The organism is Pseudomonas cichorii (genome assembly GCF_019719005.1).
Classification (GTDB): Bacteria; Pseudomonadota; Gammaproteobacteria; order Pseudomonadales; family Pseudomonadaceae; genus Aquipseudomonas; species Aquipseudomonas cichorii_E.
Genome location: NZ_JAIGPJ010000005.1, coordinates 217,110 through 237,387, shown reverse-complemented (window position 1 = coordinate 237,387; position 20,278 = coordinate 217,110). Strand labels below are relative to the sequence as shown.

Sequence of the window (20,278 nt, the reverse complement as noted above, 5' to 3'; positions counted from 1 at the left end):
AGAAAGAAATCGGGAGCACAGCATCCGGGATCACACGGCGGCTTTGAATGTGTGGTTTATGGAGCGGTTACGTTCCAACTCATCAACGAAACCACCGGCGAACCTATGCCCAACCAGGCTTACGCCATCCAGCGCGCCGACGGCAGCATAGAACAAGGCGTCAGCGATGCTCAGGGATTTACACATAGGGTGAGATCGAATGTGGCTGAAAGCGTCAAAGTGTTTGTGGAGGATTGAAGGCGGCTGTTGAATAACAAGCAGAAGCCTATCTTGGTCTTTTATCCTTTTGAAAAAACCTGACGGCCTTATGCTGCCGACTTAACCTCCAGCACTAGCAAAACTTAACGACATTCTACTCATCAAGCTCGACTAATACCAAGGCTATTAATTACTACCCTCGCCGCATTAGCTTGAAGACCAAATATAATATTAGACTTCTGAGAAGCGCACACTAAGCCCTTCACAATAAAAATTGCTTTTAAGCCCTAAAGCCAGCAACACAAAAATCACTCCATAATATAATTGATAATAGAACGTATCTTTTCATCCATAAAGTTATCATTCAAAAACTTAAAAACACTTCCTTGATACTTACCTGAAACAACGTAAAACTTATCAACATTTTTTACTACGGCCAAATCTAAAACCCCCATCTTTATAAAGGAGTCGAAATTTCTTGCACTAAGTTTTTCCAACTTCACAGAACACTGAACATACATTAATTTTTGATCTACAAAAGAAGCCCCCTTATAAAAACTTCTAAAGAATTTTTTAAGCTCAGACTCACACAACATCCTATTACTTTTGGTAGTGCTTTCAATCAAAGCCAATGTATCTGTCAAATCGCCAAGCTTGCAAGTACTATCAAACATTGAGGAATCAAAGGTTTCAGATGCATAATTACCGCCCGTATTTAAAAACTCCGAATAATAAAATTTAGCCCCAAAAAAACGCGAAGCTGTAAAGTTATCATAGTTATAAAACCCACTATTCCAAATTTTAAGATTTGAAAAATCCAACGATGGGTAATCCCCATAAATAAAAATATATTCGATTTTAGAATCAACTTCCAGATCAGGTGCAACCTGATATAAGTCTCGAATCTTTCTAGAAAGTTCATTTCGACTGTAAGTAGTGCACTTTGAATAAATTGACAATAGTGCACCTATAGCTTTTTTAATAGTCTCCGACTCTCGCAAATCGGCTTTTCCATTGCCGAGTAAAGTTCTTATATCTTTGAGCATTGCTCTTACAGAATCATGCAAAACGTTCGGGCTTTGTTTTGAAAAGTAAAGAACCACATCAGACAATGACTGCTTATCAGCCACTTGTGTACTGGCTAAGCATTTCAATAGCTCACTGCCCGTCGAGCGACGAAGAACCCCATCGATCACAAACAACGACTTGAAATAGTCATTTAGAAATTGATATCTAAACCGAAGATAACTACCTTCTTTTACAAGCAAAGGATTTATTTCAATTTTAGAATAGAGCTCGTTAGCTTGACTGCCATAATAGATAGACAATCTTTCTTTCAAATCCTCAACAGCTATAACCTCTCCACACTCAACAGCCAACTCAGAAAAAAACTCAATAAAAGAGCGCGTATCAAGCTCAATATCATGACGGGTTTTTTCCCTTCGCAACACAGAGTAAATTATTAAATCAGTCAGATTCGAATTACATGCATAATCACATTCGTCAGAAGATATTTCAAATGCAATTTGCTCACACCGCCCCATCTGTTCTTCAAATATAGTCGAAACCATATCTATAAAGAATGGAATAATTCGCTTGGCGTGATCACCAAACTGCTCTAATTGAGACAAATACTTTTCAAAAAGATCATTTACCTCCTCGCTTTTACTGTATTTAGAAAATCGTTTTCTTATATACTTCGCACGAGATGCCTCATCAAAGCCTAAAAGCTCATGACACTCGATCCCAAACTCATCTAAGGCTGTATTCTCTAAAAACGACATATTTCTAGAAGTCAAAATTACTTGACTTCGTCCCATTTGCTGGTGCGCTTCGCTAATAGATGATAAAAATAATTGCAAATTGAATCTATCCTGTAGAATAGAAACAAACTCGTCCAATCCATCTACTATAACTACAACCCTTCCGCACAACAAACAAAGCTCAAACTGATTTCGATCATAAACATATTCTATTTTATTAATCTGAGAATGCAAATCGTAAAGATCATACACAGACCTTATTTCAACATTCCCCAAAAACTCATTTGAAAAATTATTTCTGAGCGACTCAGCTTTAATTAAAATAACTGAACTTTGCCCTGCAGAATTTTTCTGCAGTGAAATTGCCAACTCATGACACAGCGTACTTTTACCCATCCCCCCGGTGGCCGTAATTAACTGCCCTGATGAAGCAGTATCAGAGTTTAACTTATCAGCAAGATATTTATTTGCAGACTCAGATTTCCCTCCTTCAAGACCAAGATGCGACAAAGCCTGATCTGTATAAAACTTATTTTCTCTTACGGCAGTTGAAATACGCAAACCTTCATCAATACAATATTCCCAAATAAACTCTGAATAAGTTAAATCAGCAACCTCAATATTAAGTTTATTTTCAGCAAGAATACGCTGAATTAGAACATCGTCCCCCTTGGCAGGCCTTAATATTGTTAAATTACTGATATCCAAACCTTTCAAAACAAGCTGCTGACAGAACCTGTTGATAGTTTGGGTTATCGTGATATTAGGATAAAGTATTAGAAAATACGATGGGAAAGGTGTGCGAACCTCCCATAATTCAAATTTTATTCTATTATTCCCAGACCTGTCAGTTCCAGCAACACTATCAATAATAGCAGTGCGCTTTGAATACTTTAACTTTAGAATATCTTCTACACGTGTAAAATCATAGTGCGCAACCCCACCCTCTATGCTTTTCCGCTTCTCCGGCCGGCTTTGCTTAGACCTTCGGCTCAAATTTTTAACAAGAAAACTTAGACTTTTTGCATAAAGATCATCATCATAAAAATCAACTCGAAATTTACCCCTCAAATAAAATGGCGTACTAAATTTCTCTCGTGAAACAACCAAGATATTACTTGAACTTCCTTTTTCCGACTCTTCCCAATGTCTAATAGCAGTCAAACAAGTTTCTATTCCGACGCCACCATCTCGAGCTTCAGCCTTAATTCTATATTTCTCAGTACATACAACAATTATTACATCTGAATCTCGTACTGCCTCTTCCATAAATTGGTTTTTATCGGAAAAGCTGTCCATATCGAACATATCAAAAGTAACATGAAACTCTTTATACTCATCCAGATCATTAGCTAAACGCTGAACCCAAGATTGATGATCTTCACCATCCCAGCTGTAACTGATAAATATTCTAATTGGGTTCATATTACTTCCCTGTATGAAATCAAGTTTGGTCTGAAAAGACGCAGACCATTTTCAACAGCATAGCTCGAAAAATAGCACTACGCCATCACAAGAAAAGATCACAGGGTAAATAGCTAAGCCTAGGTGGCTGTCCGCTGAAGAAGGGAGGTGATCAGCCCAGCAGAATATAAAATTTTCTTGCCACAGCACGAATTTTCACTGACAGGTAAAGAAGTACGGCACAGAGAGATAGCACCTGATGAACGCTATATCGATGTAATATAGGGAATACTTCTATTTGACTGAAAAAACCTTGGAAACAACAAGGATTCAAAGAAAGGTGGCAACCCCACCAGCCACACCCCGGCACACAATGTTCCCGCTATGGCTGCTCCCTTCCGGGCCTGACCAGGTTGACGGGTAATCGTTGCGGGGGGACCGATGGGGTCACCATAACGACACTCGCCAGTCGGCGAGCCGCGCCATTGTACCGGTCTGGCGCGAAGTTACAACCCGTAATCCAGGATAAAAATTCGAGATTGCTCAAGCACTTGTGTCACAAGGGCTCGGCGGGTTGCAGGGAGCGGGTTCGGGGCTTATAGTCGCGCCGTCGCTGCATGTCAGTGATCGGGGGTGGAAGCCCGGCTGTTCGAAGGACACAGAAGCTATATCAGCAATCTGAGACTCTAAATGTTTCGGATAGCTGCGCTATGGCGGCTGTGTGCTGGGGCACCTTCGGGTGCACCGGGTTCCTTTGACCGGTCTTCCACACCCACGCACAGCTGCCACCCAACTCATGTGGAAGTGAGCCTTGGCAGTCCTTTTAATGAAACAAAGGAAGTTTAGCCATGTTCAAAATCACACCCAATCCCCCTGCCCTCACGCCTTGCGGAGGTGCAGCATGACGCGCTTTGTCCCTCTCAAAAGCAATAACACCAACAACCCTGTGATGCACATAGACAGTCAGGCGCCGCTGGATTTTCTGTTTGCCAGTGCCGATCGGCGTATCCGGATGGCTTGTCGCTTACTGGAATGCCTGGACGGTGCCGATGACGCTGATGTGCGTTATATGGCCAATGCGGCGCTGGTGTTGTTGAGCGATGGCTGTGATGTGCTGGATCTGGTGGAGAAGCAGGTGTTTCGGCCTGGGTTGGACAGGGCTGTGGTCAGGCACTGATCCAGGTTGTGTGGGTTTGGGAGCTTGTCGCGAGCAAGCTCCCTCCCACGAGAATCTCAACTGATCTCGGAATGGGGGTTGAGCTTGTTCGCGAATGAATTCGCTCCTATCAAACATAAACGCAACATCATGAATTAAAACGCTTTTCTGTAGGAGCGTGCTTGCCCTGGGCGGCACTCCGACGATCGAGTGCGAAGCGCTCGCAAAATCTACGACTGCTACGCAGCCGATCGCGGGCAAGCGCGCTCCTACCGTCCTCTGTTTGCTGCGCGACAGCGCGGCACCAAGGCGGCGGGTGATCTCCTACTGGGTTTTGCCTTGGATGACGAGATGGATGAAGTGCAGTTTGGCGATGGCCGGTGCGGGCAGGACGAAGGGGTAGAAGTCGGGTTGGCCCATGCTGCGTGACAGTTCGTTGAGCATGCTGGCCAGTTCTATCCAGGCGTTGACGAACGAGAGGAAGGCCGGGCCGTCGGGGTGTTGGGGGTCGTAAAGAGCCTCCAGCGGGAATGGCTGGTAGTCCAGCTCCATTTCCCGGGCGCTCATGCCAAGGCCCAGCGCGGTGTCGACGGCATCCATCATGTGCAGGTAGTGAGCCCAGGTTTCCGCCCAGTCTTCCCACGGGTGCATGGTCGCGTAAGCGCTGACGAACTGTTGTTGCCAGCCCTCCGGCGCGCCGTTCTGGTAGTGGTGTTCCAGCGCGTCGGCATAGCTGGCGCGTTCGTCGCCGAACAGGTTGCGAAAGCCGTGCAGCCAGTAGGTGTCGGCAATCAGCCGGTCCCAGTAATAGTGGCCGACTTCATGGCGAAAATGCCCCAACAGGGTTCGATACGGTTCGTGCATCTGTACGCGCACGGCTTCGCGGTGGGCGTCGTCGGCTTCTTCGATGTTGAGAGTAATCAGGCCGTTGGCGTGGCCGGTGGTCGGCGGTTTGCCTTCCAGGTCGATGCCGACAAAGTCGAAGGCCAACCCGGTGTCTTCGTCGCTGGTCTTGGGGATGACTTCCAGCCCCAGGGAAATCAGTTGCGCCACCAAGCGCCGTTTGGCGGTTTCGACCTTGCGCCAGCGTTCGGGGTTTTCCGGCACGGAAAGGTCGGGGATGGTGCGGTTCAGGCTACAGGCGATGCAGAATTCACCGACGTTGGTGGCCGGAAACAGCCAGTTGCAGGCGGCGGGCGTGTGCAGGTTGGCACAGCGTCGGTAGAGGCCTGCGCCGGGGTCTTCGCTCAGGCGCCAGGTGTCGGGTTCGCCGCCCGGTTCGAGGGCAGCGATGCGCTCCTGCTCCGGCAGGTAGCCCAAGGCCGCCGAGCAGGCCAGGCACTGGGAGTTGGGAAAGAACACCGACTGGCCGCAGCGGCATTGCCAGACCTTGCTGTTGCGCTTTGTTTCGCTGATGAAGGGGGCAGCGATCCTTGAACTCAATTGTTCGAAAAAGCGGTACATGGTGGTTTCCCTGGGGTCCGTGAACAGACTAGATCATGGGCAAGGTGCAGGGGTTCCATGGATTTTCTCGGGTGGGGGTTTTCGCGAATGAATTCGCTCCTACGCGGGCCTCCGTAGGAGCGAATTCATTCGCGAAGGTCATCAATCCACTGCAATGCCGTTCTGCGTCAAAAACGCCACAAAGGCTTCTTCATCCAGCACTTCCAGGCCCAGTTCGTTGGCTTTGGCGAGTTTGGAGCCTGCGCCGGGGCCAGCGACGACGGTGTGGGTTTTGGCGGAGACGGAGCCGGAGACCTTGGCACCGAGGCTTTCGAGTTTTTCCTTGGCGATGTCGCGGCTCATGCGCTCCAGCGAGCCGGTCAGGACCCAGGTCTGGCCAGCCAGTGGCAGGCCTTCGACGGTTTTCTTCTCGCTGCGCCAGTGCATGCCGAATTCCTTGAGCTGGGCTTCGATGGCCCGCGCTCGCTCGGCGTTTGCGCTGATATCGAAGAACTCGCGCACAGCTTTGGCCTGTTTCTCCGGCAGCGCCTGACGCATGTCCAGCCAGTCGGCGCTGATGATGTTTTCCAGAGTGCCGAACTTGTCAGCCAGTTTCTGCGCGCCGCCCGGCCCTACCGAGAAGATGTGCAGTTTGTCGATCAGGCTGCCCAGGGTGGTGCTGGCCGCAAATTCGGCACCCAGTTCGCCTTCATCCTGCAATTGCAGGCCGCTTTCGCCCAGCAAGGCATCGATGACTTCGCGGTTGTGGCTGTCCTCGAAGAAGCTGTGGATCTCGTGAGCCACTTCCAGGCCGATGTCCGGCAGGTAGGTGAGCACTTCCGGCAAGGCTTGGCGAACCCGCGCCAAGGATGCCAGCGAGCGGGCCAGCACCTTGGCGGTTTCTTCGCCCACATCGGGAATGCCCAGCGCGTAGATAAAGCGCGCCAGGGTCGGCTTGCGGCTGTTGGCAATGGCCTTGAGCAGTTTGTTGCTGGAGACTTCGGCAAAGCCTTCCAGGTCGATGATCTGTTCGTATTGCAGCTTGTAGAGGTCAGCGGGCGAGCCGATGAGCTTTTCGTCCACCAGTTGCTCGATGGTCTTGTCGCCCAGGCCTTCGATGTCCATGGCCCGACGCGAGACGTAGTGGATGATCGCCTGCTTGAGTTGCGCGCCACAGGCCAGACGGCCGACGCAGCGATACACCGCGCCTTCGCTGACAGTTTCCTTGCCTTTGCTGCGCTTGATCAGTTGCGTGCGTTCCACGTGGGAGCCGCACACCGGGCACTCTTTAGGGACGTCCACGGCACGGGCGTTTTCCGGGCGGCGTTCGGCCACCACTTGCACCACTTGCGGGATGACGTCACCGGCGCGGCGGATGATGACGGTGTCGCCGATCATCACGCCCAGGCGCGCCACTTCGTCCATGTTGTGCAAGGTGGCGTTGGACACGATGACGCCCGCGACCTTGACCGGCTTGAGGCGTGCCACTGGCGTGACAGCGCCCGTGCGCCCGACCTGGAATTCAACGTCCAGCAGTTCGGTCAGCTCTTCCATGGCCGGGAATTTATGGGCGATGGCCCAGCGCGGCTCACGGGCGCGGAAACCCAGTTCACGCTGGGAGGCCAGGTTGTTGACCTTGAACACCACGCCGTCGATTTCATACTTCAACTGGAGGCGGCGCTCGCCAATGTCGTGGTAATAGGCCAGACACTCTTCAATACCGTCCGCCAGTTTCAGCTCAGAGCTGATCGGCATGCCCCATTTCTTGAGCTGGTTCAGCATGCCTACATGGGTGTCGGAAATTTCGGTAGACACCTGGCCCAGGCCGTAGCAGCAGAATTCCAGCGGGCGGTTGGCGGTGATTTTCGAGTCTAGCTGGCGCAGGCTGCCCGCTGCGGCGTTGCGCGGGTTGGCGAAGGTCTTGCCGCCGGCTTCCATCTGGCTGGCATTGAGCCGCTCGAAACCGGCCTTGGACATGAAGACTTCGCCCCGCACTTCCAGCACTTCGGGCCAGCCTGTGCCGTGCAACTTGAGGGGGATATTGCGCACGGTGCGCACGTTGATGCTGATGTCTTCGCCAGTGGTGCCATCACCACGGGTGGCACCGCGCACCAGCGCGCCGTCGCGATACAGCAGGCTCACCGCCAGGCCGTCCAGCTTGGGTTCGCAGCTGTATTGCACCTTGGCGCCGCCACCGAACAGGTCGCCCGCGGGCAGGTCGAGGCCTTCGTTCACGCGGCGGTCGAACTCGCGCATGTCGGTTTCTTCAAAGGCGTTGCCCAGGCTGAGCATGGGGACTTCATGACGCACCTGAGTGAAGGCCGACAGCGCGGCGCTGCCCACACGCTGGGTCGGGGAATCCGGGGTGACCAGATGCGGGTTTTCAGCTTCGAGGGCCTTGAGTTCGTGAAACAGGCGGTCGTACTCGGCATCCGGGATGCTGGGTTCGTCCAGCACGTGGTAGCGGTAGTTGTGTTGATCCAGTTCTGCGCGCAGTTCCAGGATTCGGGTTTCGACGGCCTTCATACAATGTTCTCTCAAAAAGCAAAAAAGCAGCCTGGGCTGCTTGATGTGGCATTTCCGTGGGAGCGAATTCATTCGCGAGAGGGCCGCACATCCGAAGAAGATCTATCGTCTTCAAGGGCGTCTCGCGAATGAGCGGAGCGCCGCCCGATCCGCTCCTACGATCAGCGGCGCTGTGTTAGTGCGCGGCGCTCGAATTCGACAATGCGCTGGCGATAATGCTCAATCGTCTGCGCGGTCATGACGCTACGCTGGTCGTCTTTCAGCTCGCCGTTTAGCTCATGTGCCAGTTTGCGGGCTGCGGCGACCATGACGTCAAAGGCCTGCTTCGGATGACGCGGCCCAGGCAAGCCCAGGAAGAAGCTGACGGCGCGGGTGCTGAAGTGGTCGATATCGTCCAGATCAAACACACCCGGCTTGACGGCGTTGGCCATGGAGAACAGGACTTCGCCATTGCCGGCCATGCTTTCGTGACGGTGGAAGATGTCCATTTCGCCGAAACGCAGGCCGCTTTCCAGGATGTTCTGCAGCAATGCAGGCCCTTTGAAACCGCTTTCGTCACGGCAGATCACGCTGATGACCAGCACTTCTTCGACAGGCGGCAGGTCCTTGTCTTCGGTGATGCGCTGGGCAGGCTTGTCGTCCGGGAAGTCGTCGTTGCGGTCGGTGAACAGGCTCGGGCCGTCCATGTCCAGGTTCAGGTCGCCCTGCTGCGGCTCGTCCTTGCGTTTCTTTTCGCTGCGCTTGCTCTCACGCGGGGTCGCGCTCAGCGACGGCAGGTCCTGCTCGTCCAGCTGAGGTTCCTTGTGGTTATCCAGCACACGGGATGGACCGAGCAATTCGGCGGACGTGGTTTCATCGTCGTCCGGCAGATTGGAGAAGCTGCGGTCGAGCCTGAATTTCAGTTTCCCCTTGCCGCCGCGCATACGGCGCCAGCCATCGAAGAGAATACCGGCAATGACAATTATGCCGATGACGATCAGCCACTCGCGCAGACCGATTTCCATGTAATCCAGTGCCTCTAATGAAGAATTTTCAAAATAAGGGCCTAAACCCCTTTAATACGTGGTGCCAAGTCTATGTTCTAACTGGCATTTTGCCCACGCCGAAATAAAAAAGTGGTCACTAAACTAGCACGACCAAAGGTAACTTTACACCGTCTGTTGCACCTGTATGGCGCTAAGGGTGGTATCTATCGCTATCGTTTCACATATTTGGGCCATTAAAAGGCCATTTCCCAGCGAAATACCATGACAGATCACGCATCCACAAGGGCCATCGCCTCCTCCACATCCACCGCCACAAGCCGCGAACAGCCGGGTTCGTGCATGGTCACACCCATCAGTTGATCGGCCATTTCCATGGCGATCTTGTTGTGGGTGATGTAGATGAACTGCACCGTTTGTGACATTTCTTTCACCAAGCGGGCATAACGTCCTACGTTGGCGTCATCCAGTGGTGCATCGACCTCATCGAGCATGCAGAACGGCGCCGGGTTGAGTTTGAAAATCGCAAAAACCAGTGCCAATGCCGTCAGGGCTTTTTCCCCACCGGACAGCAAATGAATCGTGCTGTTCTTCTTGCCGGGAGGGCGCGCCATGATTGTCACCCCTGTATCGAGTAAATCTTCGCCCGTCAGTTCCAAATAAGCGGAGCCGCCACCGAAAACTTTCGGAAACAGCGCCTGAATTCCGCTGTTTATCTGATCGAAGGTCTCCTTGAAACGATTGCGGGTTTCCTTGTCGATCTTGCGGATTACGTTTTCCAGCGTCTCCAGTGCTTCCACCAGATCGGCGTTCTGGGCATCGAGGTAACGCTTGCGCTCGGACTGTTGCTGGTACTCGTCGATGGCCGCGAGGTTGATGGCGCCCAGGCGCTGGATACGCGCCGCGATGCTTTCAAGCTGCTGCTCGGCACTCGCCTCGCTGGCTTCGGGGCTCAAGGTGGCCAGAACGCCGTGAAGGTCATAGCCATCTTCGTGCAACTGATCCTGCAAGGCCTTGCGCCGCACGGTCAGGGCTTGCCACTCCAGACGTTGCTGCTCCAGTTGGCCGCGCAGCAGTTGCGATTGCTGCTCGGCCTGGCTGCGGCGCTTCTCGGCATCGCGCAGTTCGCGGTCGGCGTCTTCCAGGGCGATTTTGGCGATGCGCATTTCGTCGTCGACGACCATGCGTTTTTCCAGCAACTCTTCGAGCTTGAGGCGCAGCTCTTCCAGCGGAGCCTGCCCTTCTTCCAGGTTCAGGCCCAGTTGCTCGCTTTTTTCGGACAAGCGCTCGGACTGCATTTTCAGGCGCTCAAGGGCCTGGCGCGTGGAGTCGTGCTGGGCCTTGATCGAGCCCAGGCGCACCGCCAATTGATGGCTGCGGTCCTTGTGCTGGCGGGCTTCCTGACGAATCCGGTCCAGACGCTCGCGCAGGCTGTCGCGCTGGGCTTGCAGGATCTCGCGCTGCTCGGTGTCCTGAGCCATGGCGTCCAGCGCATCCTGCAGTTGCAAGCGGGACTCGCCCAGGTGCTCATGCTCCATGGCGCGCTGTTCGCCCACTTCGGTGAGTTCTTCGTCCAGACGAGTGCGGCGCAGGGTCAGCTGTTCGACTTTGGCCTTGGCCGCCGATAGCTGAGCCTTGAGTTCGCCTTGCTGACGGGTTTCGTCCTGCAAGCGACGGCGCAGTTGCTCGCGGGTGTCTTCCTGTTGCGTCTGTTGCTCGCGCAGCGACAGCAATTGTTCTTCCCGAGCCGCCAGCGCCGCTTCGAGTTCGTCACGCTCTAGCCCAAGCCGTTGCAGCTCCTGGCCACGGGCCAAGACGCCGCTTTGGGCTTCACTGGCGCGGCGCACGCGCAAGAAGTGCCGCCCGACCCAGTAACCGTCGCGGCTGATAAAACTTTGCCCGGCACTCAATTGCCCACGTCGCGCCAGGGCTTCGTCGAGGGTTTGCACAGGCATGACCTGCCCCAGCCACGCCGACAGGTCCACCGGGCTTTCGACCTTGTCCAGCAGGCTGCCCGGAAGGCGACTGGTATCGGCTCCCGGGCTCAGCAGGCGCAGGTCGCCCTGCTGGAAACCGGCCAGATCGAGGCCGACAAAATCGTCCACCAACACGGCTTGCAGGTCGGCACCCAGCACGGTTTCCACCGCCAGCTCCCAGCCGGCTTCAACGCTCAGCCCTTCGGCCAATCGCGGACGCTCGGCCAGTTGCTGGTCGCGCAGCCACTCGGCGGTGCCGGTGTCCGGGTCGAGAGCTGCCTGTTGCAAGGCCTCAAGCGAAGCCAGGCGACCGTTCAAACGTTGCAGCTCGCCCTGGGCCTGCTGTTGCGCCTGATTGGCCTGCTGCAATTGATCGCGCAACTGCTCCAGTTGCTCGACCACCTGCCCTTCGTTCAGGTGCAGGTCGTCGATGGTCATTTCCCGGGTGGCCAGGTCTTCGCTCAGCTCAAGAATGGCTGCGTCTTCGGGGTCAGCGGCCAGCAACTGGCGCTCTTCGTTGAGGCGACGCTGACGCTCGGCCAGTCGCTCGATGCTTTGTTCCAGTTGCTGAATGCGCGACTGCTGCACCTGAGCCTGACGCTGCGGCTCGGCCGACTGCTGGTTGAAGGCGTCCCATTTTTCCTGCCAGCCCTGCATGGTGGCTTCGGCGTCTTCCAGGGCGATGGCCGACTCTTCGGCGGCGGCGCTGGTCATTTCCTGTTCCGGCTCGAGCATTTCCAGCTCTTCGTTCAGGGTCGCCAGCAAGGTGGTGTCGTGGCCCAGGTGCGATTCGGTTTCCTGGCGGGCACGCTCGGCTTCGCGGAGGTCGTCCTGCAACTGGCGCAGGCGCTGCTGGCCATGTTGAATGCTTTGCTCGACACGGGCGATGTCGCCGCCCACGGAATAGAAGCGGCCCTGCACCACATTGAAGCGTTCTGACAGATCATGGTGCCCGTCACGCAGTCGCTCGATGCTGGCATCGGCACTGCGCTGGTCGGCCACCAGGGCTTCAAAGCCGATTTCCTGATTGCCGATCACCGCCTCGCGCTGGCCGACCTGTTCGTTCAGGGCCTGCCAGCGCAAGGCCGACAACTGGGCCTTGAGCTGACGCTCTTCGGCCTTGTATTCCTGATACTTCTCGGCGGCCTGGGCCTGACGATGCAGGCGCTCAAGCTGGCGTTCGAGCTCTTCGCGCAGGTCGGTCAGACGCGCAAGATTTTCGTGGGTGCGCCGGATGCGGTTTTCGGTTTCCCGGCGGCGCTCCTTGTATTTGGAGATGCCGGCGGCTTCTTCGATGAAGTTGCGCAGGTCTTCGGGCTTGGCTTCGATCAGCTTGGAGATCATGCCCTGTTCGATGATCGAGTAGCTGCGCGGCCCCAGGCCGGTGCCCAGGAAGATATCGGTGATATCGCGTCGACGGCATTTGGCGCCGTTGAGGTAATAAGTGTTCTGGCTGTCGCGGGTGACTTTGCGGCGGATGGAGATTTCCGCATAGCTGGCGTATTCGCCCACCAGCGTGCTGTCAGAGTTGTCGAACACCAGTTCGATGCTCGCCTGGCTGACGGGCTTGCGGCTGGTGGAGCCGTTGAAGATGACGTCGGTCATCGATTCGCCGCGCAGGTTCTTGGCCGAGCTTTCGCCCATCACCCAGCGCACGGCGTCGATGATGTTGGACTTGCCACAACCATTGGGCCCGACAACGGCCGCCATGTTACTGGGGAAGTTCACCGTGGTGGGGTCGACGAAGGATTTGAACCCCGCCAGCTTGATGCACTTCAGACGCATGGTTTCAGCCTGTGGACAAAGCGGCCAGCACCAGCCTGCAGCTGCGTTGGCAATATTGGGTCAGGACCTCGCGAATCCTTGGCAGATCACGGGCTACAACGGCTTCGAGCAGTTGTGAAAACAGCAACAGGTAATCGCCCAGTTCCGCCTGGCGCTGCTCGAGGGCCAGATAATAACTGCGACTCATGGAAGGTTGCAGGTTTTCGACGGTTTCCTGCAGGTACGGGTTGTCGGCAAACGGATAGGCCGAGCGCATGACGTTGAAGCTTTCCTCGACGAATACCGTGACATCTCCGCGCTCGCAGCTGGCTTTGAGGCGCTGCTGGATCTGTACGAAAGGTGTCAGGTCCGACTCACGCTGCCAGCGTTCGGCAACGGCGGTGGCCAGCAGGATATAAAGCTCGGCCATCATCGAACACAGGCCGACGACGTTGTGGGCATCCATCACGGTCACTTGCGCGCCACGGCGCGGCAGGATCACTACCAGATGCCTGCGCTCCAGAATCAACAGCGCTTCGCGAACGGTTCCGCGACTGACACTCAACGCTTGCGTAACCTTTTGTTCCTGGATTCGCTCTCCAGGTTTCAGCTCACCACGGATGATCCGCTCGGCAAGATGCTGAGCGACTTGCTCGGCGAGGCTGTCCGATGCCTTGAACGTCATGTCTTTCCTTTCAGAAGCAGTTCTGATTATTAAGAGAGGGAGTGTATCGCAACATTTGGGCATGGCGCAGGGCCATAGTCATGAAACTGGCACGAATTAAGCAGACGACCGTAATAACCAGCAACAGGCTTATGCCACAAGGCCTGCATTACACCGGTCTGGGCCAGTGGAAAGGTAATTTCCTGACTCGATAGTCAGAAAAAAATTGACCCGATAGGCAAAGCTGATAAATTCATCGACATATCCGATTACAAGAAATCGAGGGTGCAGTGCCGTGATCCAGTTCCTTTTGAACCAGGAGCTCAAAACCGAGCACACCCTGGACCCGAACCTCACCGTGCTCGATTACCTGCGCGGGCACCTGCACAGGACAGGCACCAAGGAAGGCTGCGCCAGTGGTGACTGCGGCGCTTGTACCGTTGTGCTCAGCGAGCTGGAAACCGACAGCCATGGCAACGAGCAATTGCGTTATCGCAGCCTCAACGCTTGCCTGACCTTCGTGGCCTCGCTGCATGGCAAGCAATTGATCAGCGTCGAAGACCTCAAGCATCAGGGGCAACTGCACAGCGTGCAGAAGGCCATGGTCGATTGCCACGGCTCGCAATGCGGCTTCTGCACACCGGGCTTTGTGATGTCGCTGTTTGCCTTGCAGAAGAACAGCACGCAAGCCGACGCCCACAAGACCCACGAAGCCCTGGCAGGCAACCTGTGCCGCTGCACCGGTTATCGCCCGATTCTGGACGCTGCCGCACAGGCCTGCGGCCAGCGACAACCCGACCAGTTCGACCAGCGTCAGGCCCAGACCATCGCCCGCCTGCGCAGCATCGCGCCCAAGACAACCGGCGAACTCAACGACGGCAACAAGCGCTCACTGGTGCCGCTGACCGTGGCCGATCTGGCCGACCTGTACAGCGCACATCCTCAAGCCAGACTGCTGGCAGGCGGGACCGATCTGGCGCTGGAAGTCACTCAGTTGCACAAACCGTTGCCGGTGATGATTCATGTGGGCCATATCGCCGAGATGAAGCGTATCGAGCGTTTCGACGATCGACTGGAGATTGGCGCGGCCACCTCGCTGACCGACTGCCATGCCGCCCTCAAGGCTGAATACCCGGACTTCGGCGAGCTGCTGCAACGCTTCGCCTCGTTACAGATCCGCAACCAAGGCACGCTGGGCGGCAATATCGGCAATGCCTCGCCCATTGGCGACGCCCCACCGCTGCTGATCGCTCTGGGCGCGCAGATAGTGCTGCGCAAAGGCGAAACCCGGCGCACCCTGGCGCTGGAGGATTACTTCATCGATTACCGGGTGACGGCGCGTCAGGAAAGCGAGTTCATCGAGAAGATCATCGTGCCGACCGCCAAGGCGGGCCATGTGTTTCGTGCCTACAAGGTGTCCAAGCGGCTGGATGACGATATCTCCGCCGTCTGCGCGGCTTTTTGCCTGCATGTCGAAGACGACCGGGTTGTCGAGGCACGCATCGCGTTCGGCGGCATGGCGGCCATTCCCAAGCGCGCTGCGGCTTGCGAACGGGCCTTGATCGGCCAGCCCTGGAACTCGGCCTCCGTCGAGCAGGCCTGCGCCGCACTGGCTGAAGATTTCACGCCGCTGTCGGACTTCCGCGCCAGCAAGGAATACCGCCTGCTCAGCGCGCAGAACCTGTTGCGCAAATACTTCATCGAGCTGCAAACACCCACTCTTGTGACGCGGGTGACCGACTATGTCTAATCATCTTCCGCCCAAGACCCAGGCCGAGCTGGTCGCGCTTTTCCAGCAAGATCTGACCACCGGCGTAGGCCGCAGCGTCAAGCATGACAGCGCCGACAAGCACGTCAGCGGCGAGGCGATCTATATCGACGACCGCCTGGAGTTCCCCAATCAACTGCATGTGTATGCACGCCTGTCGGACCGCGCCCATGCGCGCATCATCAGCGTCGATATCTCGCCTTGCCTGGCCTTCGACGGGGTGCGGCTCGTCATCACCCACGAAGACATTCCCGGCCTGAAGGACATCGGCCCGTTGCTGCCCGGCGACCCGCTGCTGGCCATCGACAAGGTGGAGTTTGTCGGCCAGCCGGTATTGGCGGTGGCTGCTCGCGACCTGGAAACCGCACGCAAGGCGGCGATGGCGGCGGTAATCGAATATGAAGACCTGGAGCCGGTGCTGGATGTGGTGCAGGCCTTGCGCCAGAAGCATTTCGTGGTCGGCAGCCACACCCACAAGCGGGGCGATTCGGCCAGTGCCCTGCAAAACGCACCCCATCGTTTGCAGGGCAAGCTGCATATCGGCGGGCAGGAACACTTCTATCTGGAGACTCAGGTTTCGTCGGTGATGCCCACCGAAGATGGCGGAATGATTGTCTATTGCTCGACCCAGAACCCCACGGAAATCCAGAAGCTGGTGGCCGAGGTGCTGGGTGTTTCGATGAACCGCATCGTGGTCGATATGCGCCGCATGGGCGGCGGTTTTGGCGGCAAGGAAACCCAGGCTGCAAGCCCGGCGTGCCTGTGCGCGGTGATTGCCCACCTCACCGGGCAACCGACCAAGATGCGCCTGCCTCGGGTCGAAGACATGCTGATGACCGGCAAGCGTCACCCCTTCTATATCGAATACGACGTGGGCTTTGACGACAACGGACGCCTTCAGGGCATCGAGCTGGAACTGGCGGGCAACTGCGGTTATTCGCCGGACCTGTCGGCCTCCATTGTCGACCGGGCGATGTTCCATGCCGACAACGCCTATTACCTGGGCGATGCCACCATCAACGGCCATCGCTGCAAGACCAACACGGCGTCCAACACCGCCTATCGCGGCTTTGGCGGCCCGCAAGGCATGGTGGCCATCGAGGAAGTGATGGACCGCATCGCCCGCTATCTGGGCCAGGACCCGCTGGCGGTGCGCAAGGCCAATTACTACGGCAAGACCGAGCGCAACGTCACCCATTACTACCAGACCGTCGAGCACAACCTGCTGGAAGAAATGACCGCCGACCTGGAGCAGAGCAGCCAGTACACCGAGCGGCGCGAAGCCATCAAGGCCTTCAACGCCAGCAGCCCGATCCTGAAAAAGGGCCTGGCGCTGACACCGGTCAAATTCGGAATTTCCTTTACCGCCAGTTTTCTCAATCAGGCTGGCGCGCTGATCCATATCTACACCGATGGCAGCATCCACCTGAACCACGGCGGCACGGAGATGGGCCAGGGTTTGAACGTCAAGGTCGCCCAGGTGGTGGCCGAAGTGTTTCAGGTGGATATCGAGCGCATTCAGATCACCGCGACCAATACCGACAAGGTGCCGAATACCTCACCCACTGCGGCCTCCAGCGGCACAGATCTCAATGGCAAGGCCGCGCAGAATGCGGCTGAAATTCTCAAGCAGCGGCTGGTGGAGTTTGCGGCGCAGAAGTATCAGGTGGCCGAGGCCGACGTGGTGTTTCGCAATGGGCATGTACGTATCGGCGAGCAGGTGTTGTCCTTTGCCGAGCTGGCACAACAGGCGTGGATGGGTCAGGTGTCGCTGTCCAGCACGGGCTATTACAAAACGCCAAAGATTTTCTACGACCGCAGTCAGGCGCGAGGTCGGCCTTTCTACTATTTCGCCTTTGGCGCGGCCTGCGCCGAGGTGCTCGTCGATACCCTGACCGGCGAATACAAAATGCTGCGCACCGACATCCTGCATGACGTCGGCGCATCACTGAACCCGGCCATCGATATCGGTCAGGTCGAAGGCGGCTACATTCAGGGCGCGGGCTGGCTGACCACCGAAGAGCTGGTGTGGAATGCCAAGGGCAAACTGATGACCAGCGGGCCTGCTTCCTACAAGATCCCGGCGGTGGCCGATTTGCCGCTGGACTTGCGGGTCACCCTGGTGGAAAACCGCAAGAACCCGGAAGACACCGTATTCCACTCCAAGGCCGTAGGCGAACCGCCCTTCATGCTGGGGATTGCCGCGTGGTGCGCGATCAAGGATGCCGTGGCGAGCCTGGGAGATTATCGGCAACAGCCCGACATCGATGCGCCCGCAACGCCAGAGCGGGTTTTGTGGGGGTGTGAACAGATGCGGCGGCTGAACAGATGATTGTGAACACACAAATGACCTGTAGGAGCGAATTTATTCGCGAAGACATATACCGCTTCGCGAATGAATTCGCTCCTACAGCGATGGACGCGAGGCACCTATGAACGACTGGATCAGCGCCCTGGCCAGGCTACAGGCCCAAGGTGAGCCAGGCATTCTGGTCACCATCATCGAAGAACTGGGTTCGACGCCTCGCAATGCCGGTTCCAAGATGGTGGTCACGGCCCAGGGGATCCACGACACCATCGGCGGTGGCCATCTGGAATACAAGGCCATGGAAATCGCCCGTGACATGCTGACCAGCGGCACTCAGCAGACGCGCCTGGAGCGCTTCAACCTCGGTGCCAGCCTTGGCCAGTGTTGCGGCGGCGTGAATGTTCTGCTGTTCGAGCCCATGGGCCAGCCACAGGCGCAGATTGCGGTGTTCGGTGCCGGTCATGTGGGCCGGGCGCTGGTGCCGCTGCTGGCCAGCCTGCCCTGTCGGGTGCGCTGGATCGACTCCCGTGAGCAGGAATTCCCGCAGCCCATGCCCGAAGGCGTGCTGAAAATCGTCAGCGAAGAGCCTGTGGATGAGATCGCGCAACTGCCCAAAGGCAGCTACTGCATCGTCATGACCCATAACCATCAACTGGATCTGGAGCTGACGGCTGCGATCCTCAAGCGTGGAGACTTTGGCTATTTCGGGCTGATCGGCTCAAAGACCAAGCGCGTCAAGTTCGAGCATCGCCTCAAGGAGCGCGGCTTTGAGCCCGCTCTGCTGCAACGCATGCGCTGCCCCATGGGGTTGGCGCAAGTCAAAGGCAAACTGCCGGTGGAGATCGCCATTTCCATCGCCGCCGAAGTGATCGCCACCTACAACGCCAGCTTTGGCCAACACAGCGCCAGCGCCGAACCTGTCGCCAAACTGCTGCCCGCCTCGCGGCGCAGCCAGTCGCAATGAGATGCCCATGACCCTCGTTTCAAGCAACAAGAAAGCCTACCGCGCCAGCATCGTGCACAGCATTGCCGACCCCGCCCAGGTGGCGGTCGAGGCGTCCTTTGAATATTTCGCCGACGGCCTGCTACTGGTCGAAGACGGCAGGATCACGGCAGTGGGCCATGCCGCCGATCTGCTGGATAGCCTGGGCAGCGATGTCGAGCTGATCGAGTATCACGACGCGCTGATTACCCCCGGCTTTATCGACACCCATATTCACCTGCCGCAGACCGGCATGATCGGCTCGTATGGCGAGCAGTTGCTGGACTGGCTCGATACGTACACCTTCCCGTGCGAAAGCCAGTTCGCCGACCCGGCCCATGCCTCGGAAGTGGCGGATATCTTCCTCAAGGAACTGCTGCGCAACGGCACCACCACGGCGCTGGTGTTCGGCAGCGTACACAAGGCGTCGGTAGACGCGCTGTTCAGCGCGGCTCGGCAACTGAACCTGCGCATGATTGCTGGCAAGGTGATGATGGACCGCAATGCCCCGGACTATCTGGTGGACACCGCCGAATCCAGCTATGCAGACAGCAAGGCGCTGATCGAGCGCTGGCATGGCCAGGGCCGCTTGAGCTACGCCGTGACCCCACGCTTTGCGCCCACCAGCACGCCGGAGCAATTGACCCTGGCAGGCAAACTGCTGGGCGAGTATCCCGGCCTGTATATGCAGACGCATATCAGCGAAAACCTGCAGGAAATCGAATGGGTCAAGGCCCTGTTCCCGGAGCGCAAAAACTACCTGGACGTGTACGACCATTTCCAGTTGCTGGGCGAGCGCTCGGTGTTTGCCCATGGCGTACACCTGTGCGACGAGCAGTGCGCGCGGCTGGCAGAAACCGGATCGGCCATCGCCTTCTGCCCGACGTCCAACCTGTTTCTGGGCAGCGGCCTGTTCAATCTACCGAAGGCTGAAAAACACGGCATCAATGTCGGGCTGGGCACCGATGTGGGCGGCGGCACCAGCTTCTCGATCCTGCAAACCCTGAACGAAGCCTACAAAGTCATGCAGATGCAGGGCGCGAGGCTCAGCCCGTTCAAATCGCTGTATCTGGCGACATTGGGCGGCGCACGGGCGCTGCGGCTGGACGACCGGATCGGCAGCCTGAAACCCGGTAATGAAGCGGATTTTGTGGTGCTGGATTACAACGCCACGCCACTGCTGTCCTATCGCCTGAAACAGGCCAGGGACATTGCAGAGATTCTGTTTGTGCTGATGACATTAGGCGATGACCGCACGGTGCGGCAGACCTGGGCGGCCGGAGAATTGGTGCATGAGCGTGATGGTTGAGGGGATTCATTCGCGAATAAATTCGCTCCTACAA

At 56.4% G+C, this 20,278-nt stretch carries 11 protein-coding genes, 1 other RNA gene and 1 pseudogene; 6 read left to right on the top strand and 7 right to left on the bottom strand.

Annotated elements, in window-relative coordinates:
* Positions 1 to 237 (top strand): annotated as a pseudogene (locus K5D32_RS07170) (hypothetical protein); the annotation flags it as partial.
* Between the two features lie 269 nt (positions 238 to 506).
* Here K5D32_RS07170 and K5D32_RS07165 read toward each other — a convergent pair.
* Together K5D32_RS07165 and ffs are read right to left on the bottom strand one after the other, a co-directional pair.
* A complete protein-coding gene (locus K5D32_RS07165; RefSeq protein ID WP_216705302.1) occupies positions 507 to 3,386 on the bottom strand; it encodes an SEFIR domain-containing protein in 2,880 nt (959 codons plus the stop codon).
* Between the two features lie 326 nt (positions 3,387 to 3,712).
* Positions 3,713 to 3,809, bottom strand: an RNA gene (gene ffs / locus K5D32_RS07160) — signal recognition particle sRNA small type.
* A gap of 457 nt (positions 3,810 to 4,266) precedes the next feature.
* Here ffs and K5D32_RS07155 point away from each other — a divergent pair.
* Positions 4,267 to 4,542, top strand: coding sequence for a hypothetical protein (locus K5D32_RS07155; protein ID WP_221599590.1), 276 nt, complete (start codon positions 4,267 to 4,269; stop codon positions 4,540 to 4,542).
* Positions 4,543 to 4,845: 303 nt separating this feature from the next.
* Here K5D32_RS07155 and K5D32_RS07150 read toward each other — a convergent pair whose 3' ends face one another.
* From K5D32_RS07150 to K5D32_RS07130, 5 genes are all read right to left on the bottom strand, one after another.
* A complete protein-coding gene (locus K5D32_RS07150) occupies positions 4,846 to 5,985 on the bottom strand; it encodes a putative zinc-binding metallopeptidase (RefSeq protein ID WP_221599589.1) in 1,140 nt (379 codons plus the stop codon).
* Positions 5,986 to 6,126: 141 nt separating this feature from the next.
* A complete protein-coding gene (gene ligA, locus K5D32_RS07145; RefSeq protein ID WP_221599588.1) occupies positions 6,127 to 8,490 on the bottom strand; it encodes an NAD-dependent DNA ligase LigA in 2,364 nt (787 codons plus the stop codon).
* 161 nt (positions 8,491 to 8,651) lie between these two features.
* Entirely contained in the window at positions 8,652 to 9,494 is an 843-nt protein-coding gene (zipA, locus tag K5D32_RS07140) for a cell division protein ZipA (RefSeq protein ID WP_025259273.1), read from the bottom strand.
* A gap of 251 nt (positions 9,495 to 9,745) precedes the next feature.
* On the bottom strand, positions 9,746 to 13,234 hold the full coding sequence (gene smc, locus K5D32_RS07135) for a chromosome segregation protein SMC (protein ID WP_221599587.1): 3,489 nt from the start codon (positions 13,232 to 13,234) through the stop codon (positions 9,746 to 9,748).
* A 4-nt stretch (positions 13,235 to 13,238) separates the two neighbouring features.
* The gene (locus tag K5D32_RS07130; protein WP_198728325.1) at positions 13,239 to 13,898 is read right to left on the bottom strand and encodes a GntR family transcriptional regulator; all 660 of its coding nucleotides are present in this window, start codon (positions 13,896 to 13,898) and stop codon (positions 13,239 to 13,241) included.
* A gap of 274 nt (positions 13,899 to 14,172) precedes the next feature.
* On the opposite strand from K5D32_RS07130, the gene xdhA reads away from it, so the two are divergent.
* The 4 genes from xdhA (at position 14,173) to guaD (ending at position 20,244) form a co-directional block, all read left to right on the top strand.
* Entirely contained in the window at positions 14,173 to 15,627 is a 1,455-nt protein-coding gene (xdhA, locus tag K5D32_RS07125; protein ID WP_221599586.1) for a xanthine dehydrogenase small subunit, read from the top strand.
* Positions 15,620 to 17,977 (top strand): xanthine dehydrogenase molybdopterin binding subunit, encoded by a 2,358-nt coding sequence (gene xdhB, locus K5D32_RS07120; protein ID WP_221599585.1) that lies wholly within the window; start codon positions 15,620 to 15,622, stop codon positions 17,975 to 17,977. The genes xdhA and xdhB overlap by 8 nt, the downstream gene beginning before the upstream one ends.
* A 100-nt stretch (positions 17,978 to 18,077) precedes the next feature.
* Entirely contained in the window at positions 18,078 to 18,917 is an 840-nt protein-coding gene (xdhC, locus tag K5D32_RS07115; protein WP_221599584.1) for a xanthine dehydrogenase accessory protein XdhC, read from the top strand.
* A 7-nt stretch (positions 18,918 to 18,924) separates the two neighbouring features.
* Entirely contained in the window at positions 18,925 to 20,244 is a 1,320-nt protein-coding gene (gene guaD / locus K5D32_RS07110) for a guanine deaminase (protein ID WP_221599583.1), read from the top strand.
* Positions 20,245 to 20,278 lie beyond the last annotated feature (34 nt).

Coding starts and splice junctions, on each gene's coding strand:
- zipA (WP_025259273.1), bottom strand. CDS start 9,494: ATGGAAATCGGTCTGCGCGAGTGGCTGATCGTCATCGGCATAATTGTC.
- K5D32_RS07155 (WP_221599590.1), top strand. CDS start 4,267: ATGACGCGCTTTGTCCCTCTCAAAAGCAATAACACCAACAACCCTGTG.
- xdhC (WP_221599584.1), top strand. CDS start 18,078: ATGAACGACTGGATCAGCGCCCTGGCCAGGCTACAGGCCCAAGGTGAG.
- K5D32_RS07165 (WP_216705302.1), bottom strand. CDS start 3,386: ATGAACCCAATTAGAATATTTATCAGTTACAGCTGGGATGGTGAAGAT.
- smc (WP_221599587.1), bottom strand. CDS start 13,234: ATGCGTCTGAAGTGCATCAAGCTGGCGGGGTTCAAATCCTTCGTCGAC.
- guaD (WP_221599583.1), top strand. CDS start 18,925: ATGACCCTCGTTTCAAGCAACAAGAAAGCCTACCGCGCCAGCATCGTG.
- xdhB (WP_221599585.1), top strand. CDS start 15,620: ATGTCTAATCATCTTCCGCCCAAGACCCAGGCCGAGCTGGTCGCGCTT.
- K5D32_RS07150 (WP_221599589.1), bottom strand. CDS start 5,985: ATGTACCGCTTTTTCGAACAATTGAGTTCAAGGATCGCTGCCCCCTTC.
- K5D32_RS07130 (WP_198728325.1), bottom strand. CDS start 13,898: ATGACGTTCAAGGCATCGGACAGCCTCGCCGAGCAAGTCGCTCAGCAT.
- ligA (WP_221599588.1), bottom strand. CDS start 8,490: ATGAAGGCCGTCGAAACCCGAATCCTGGAACTGCGCGCAGAACTGGAT.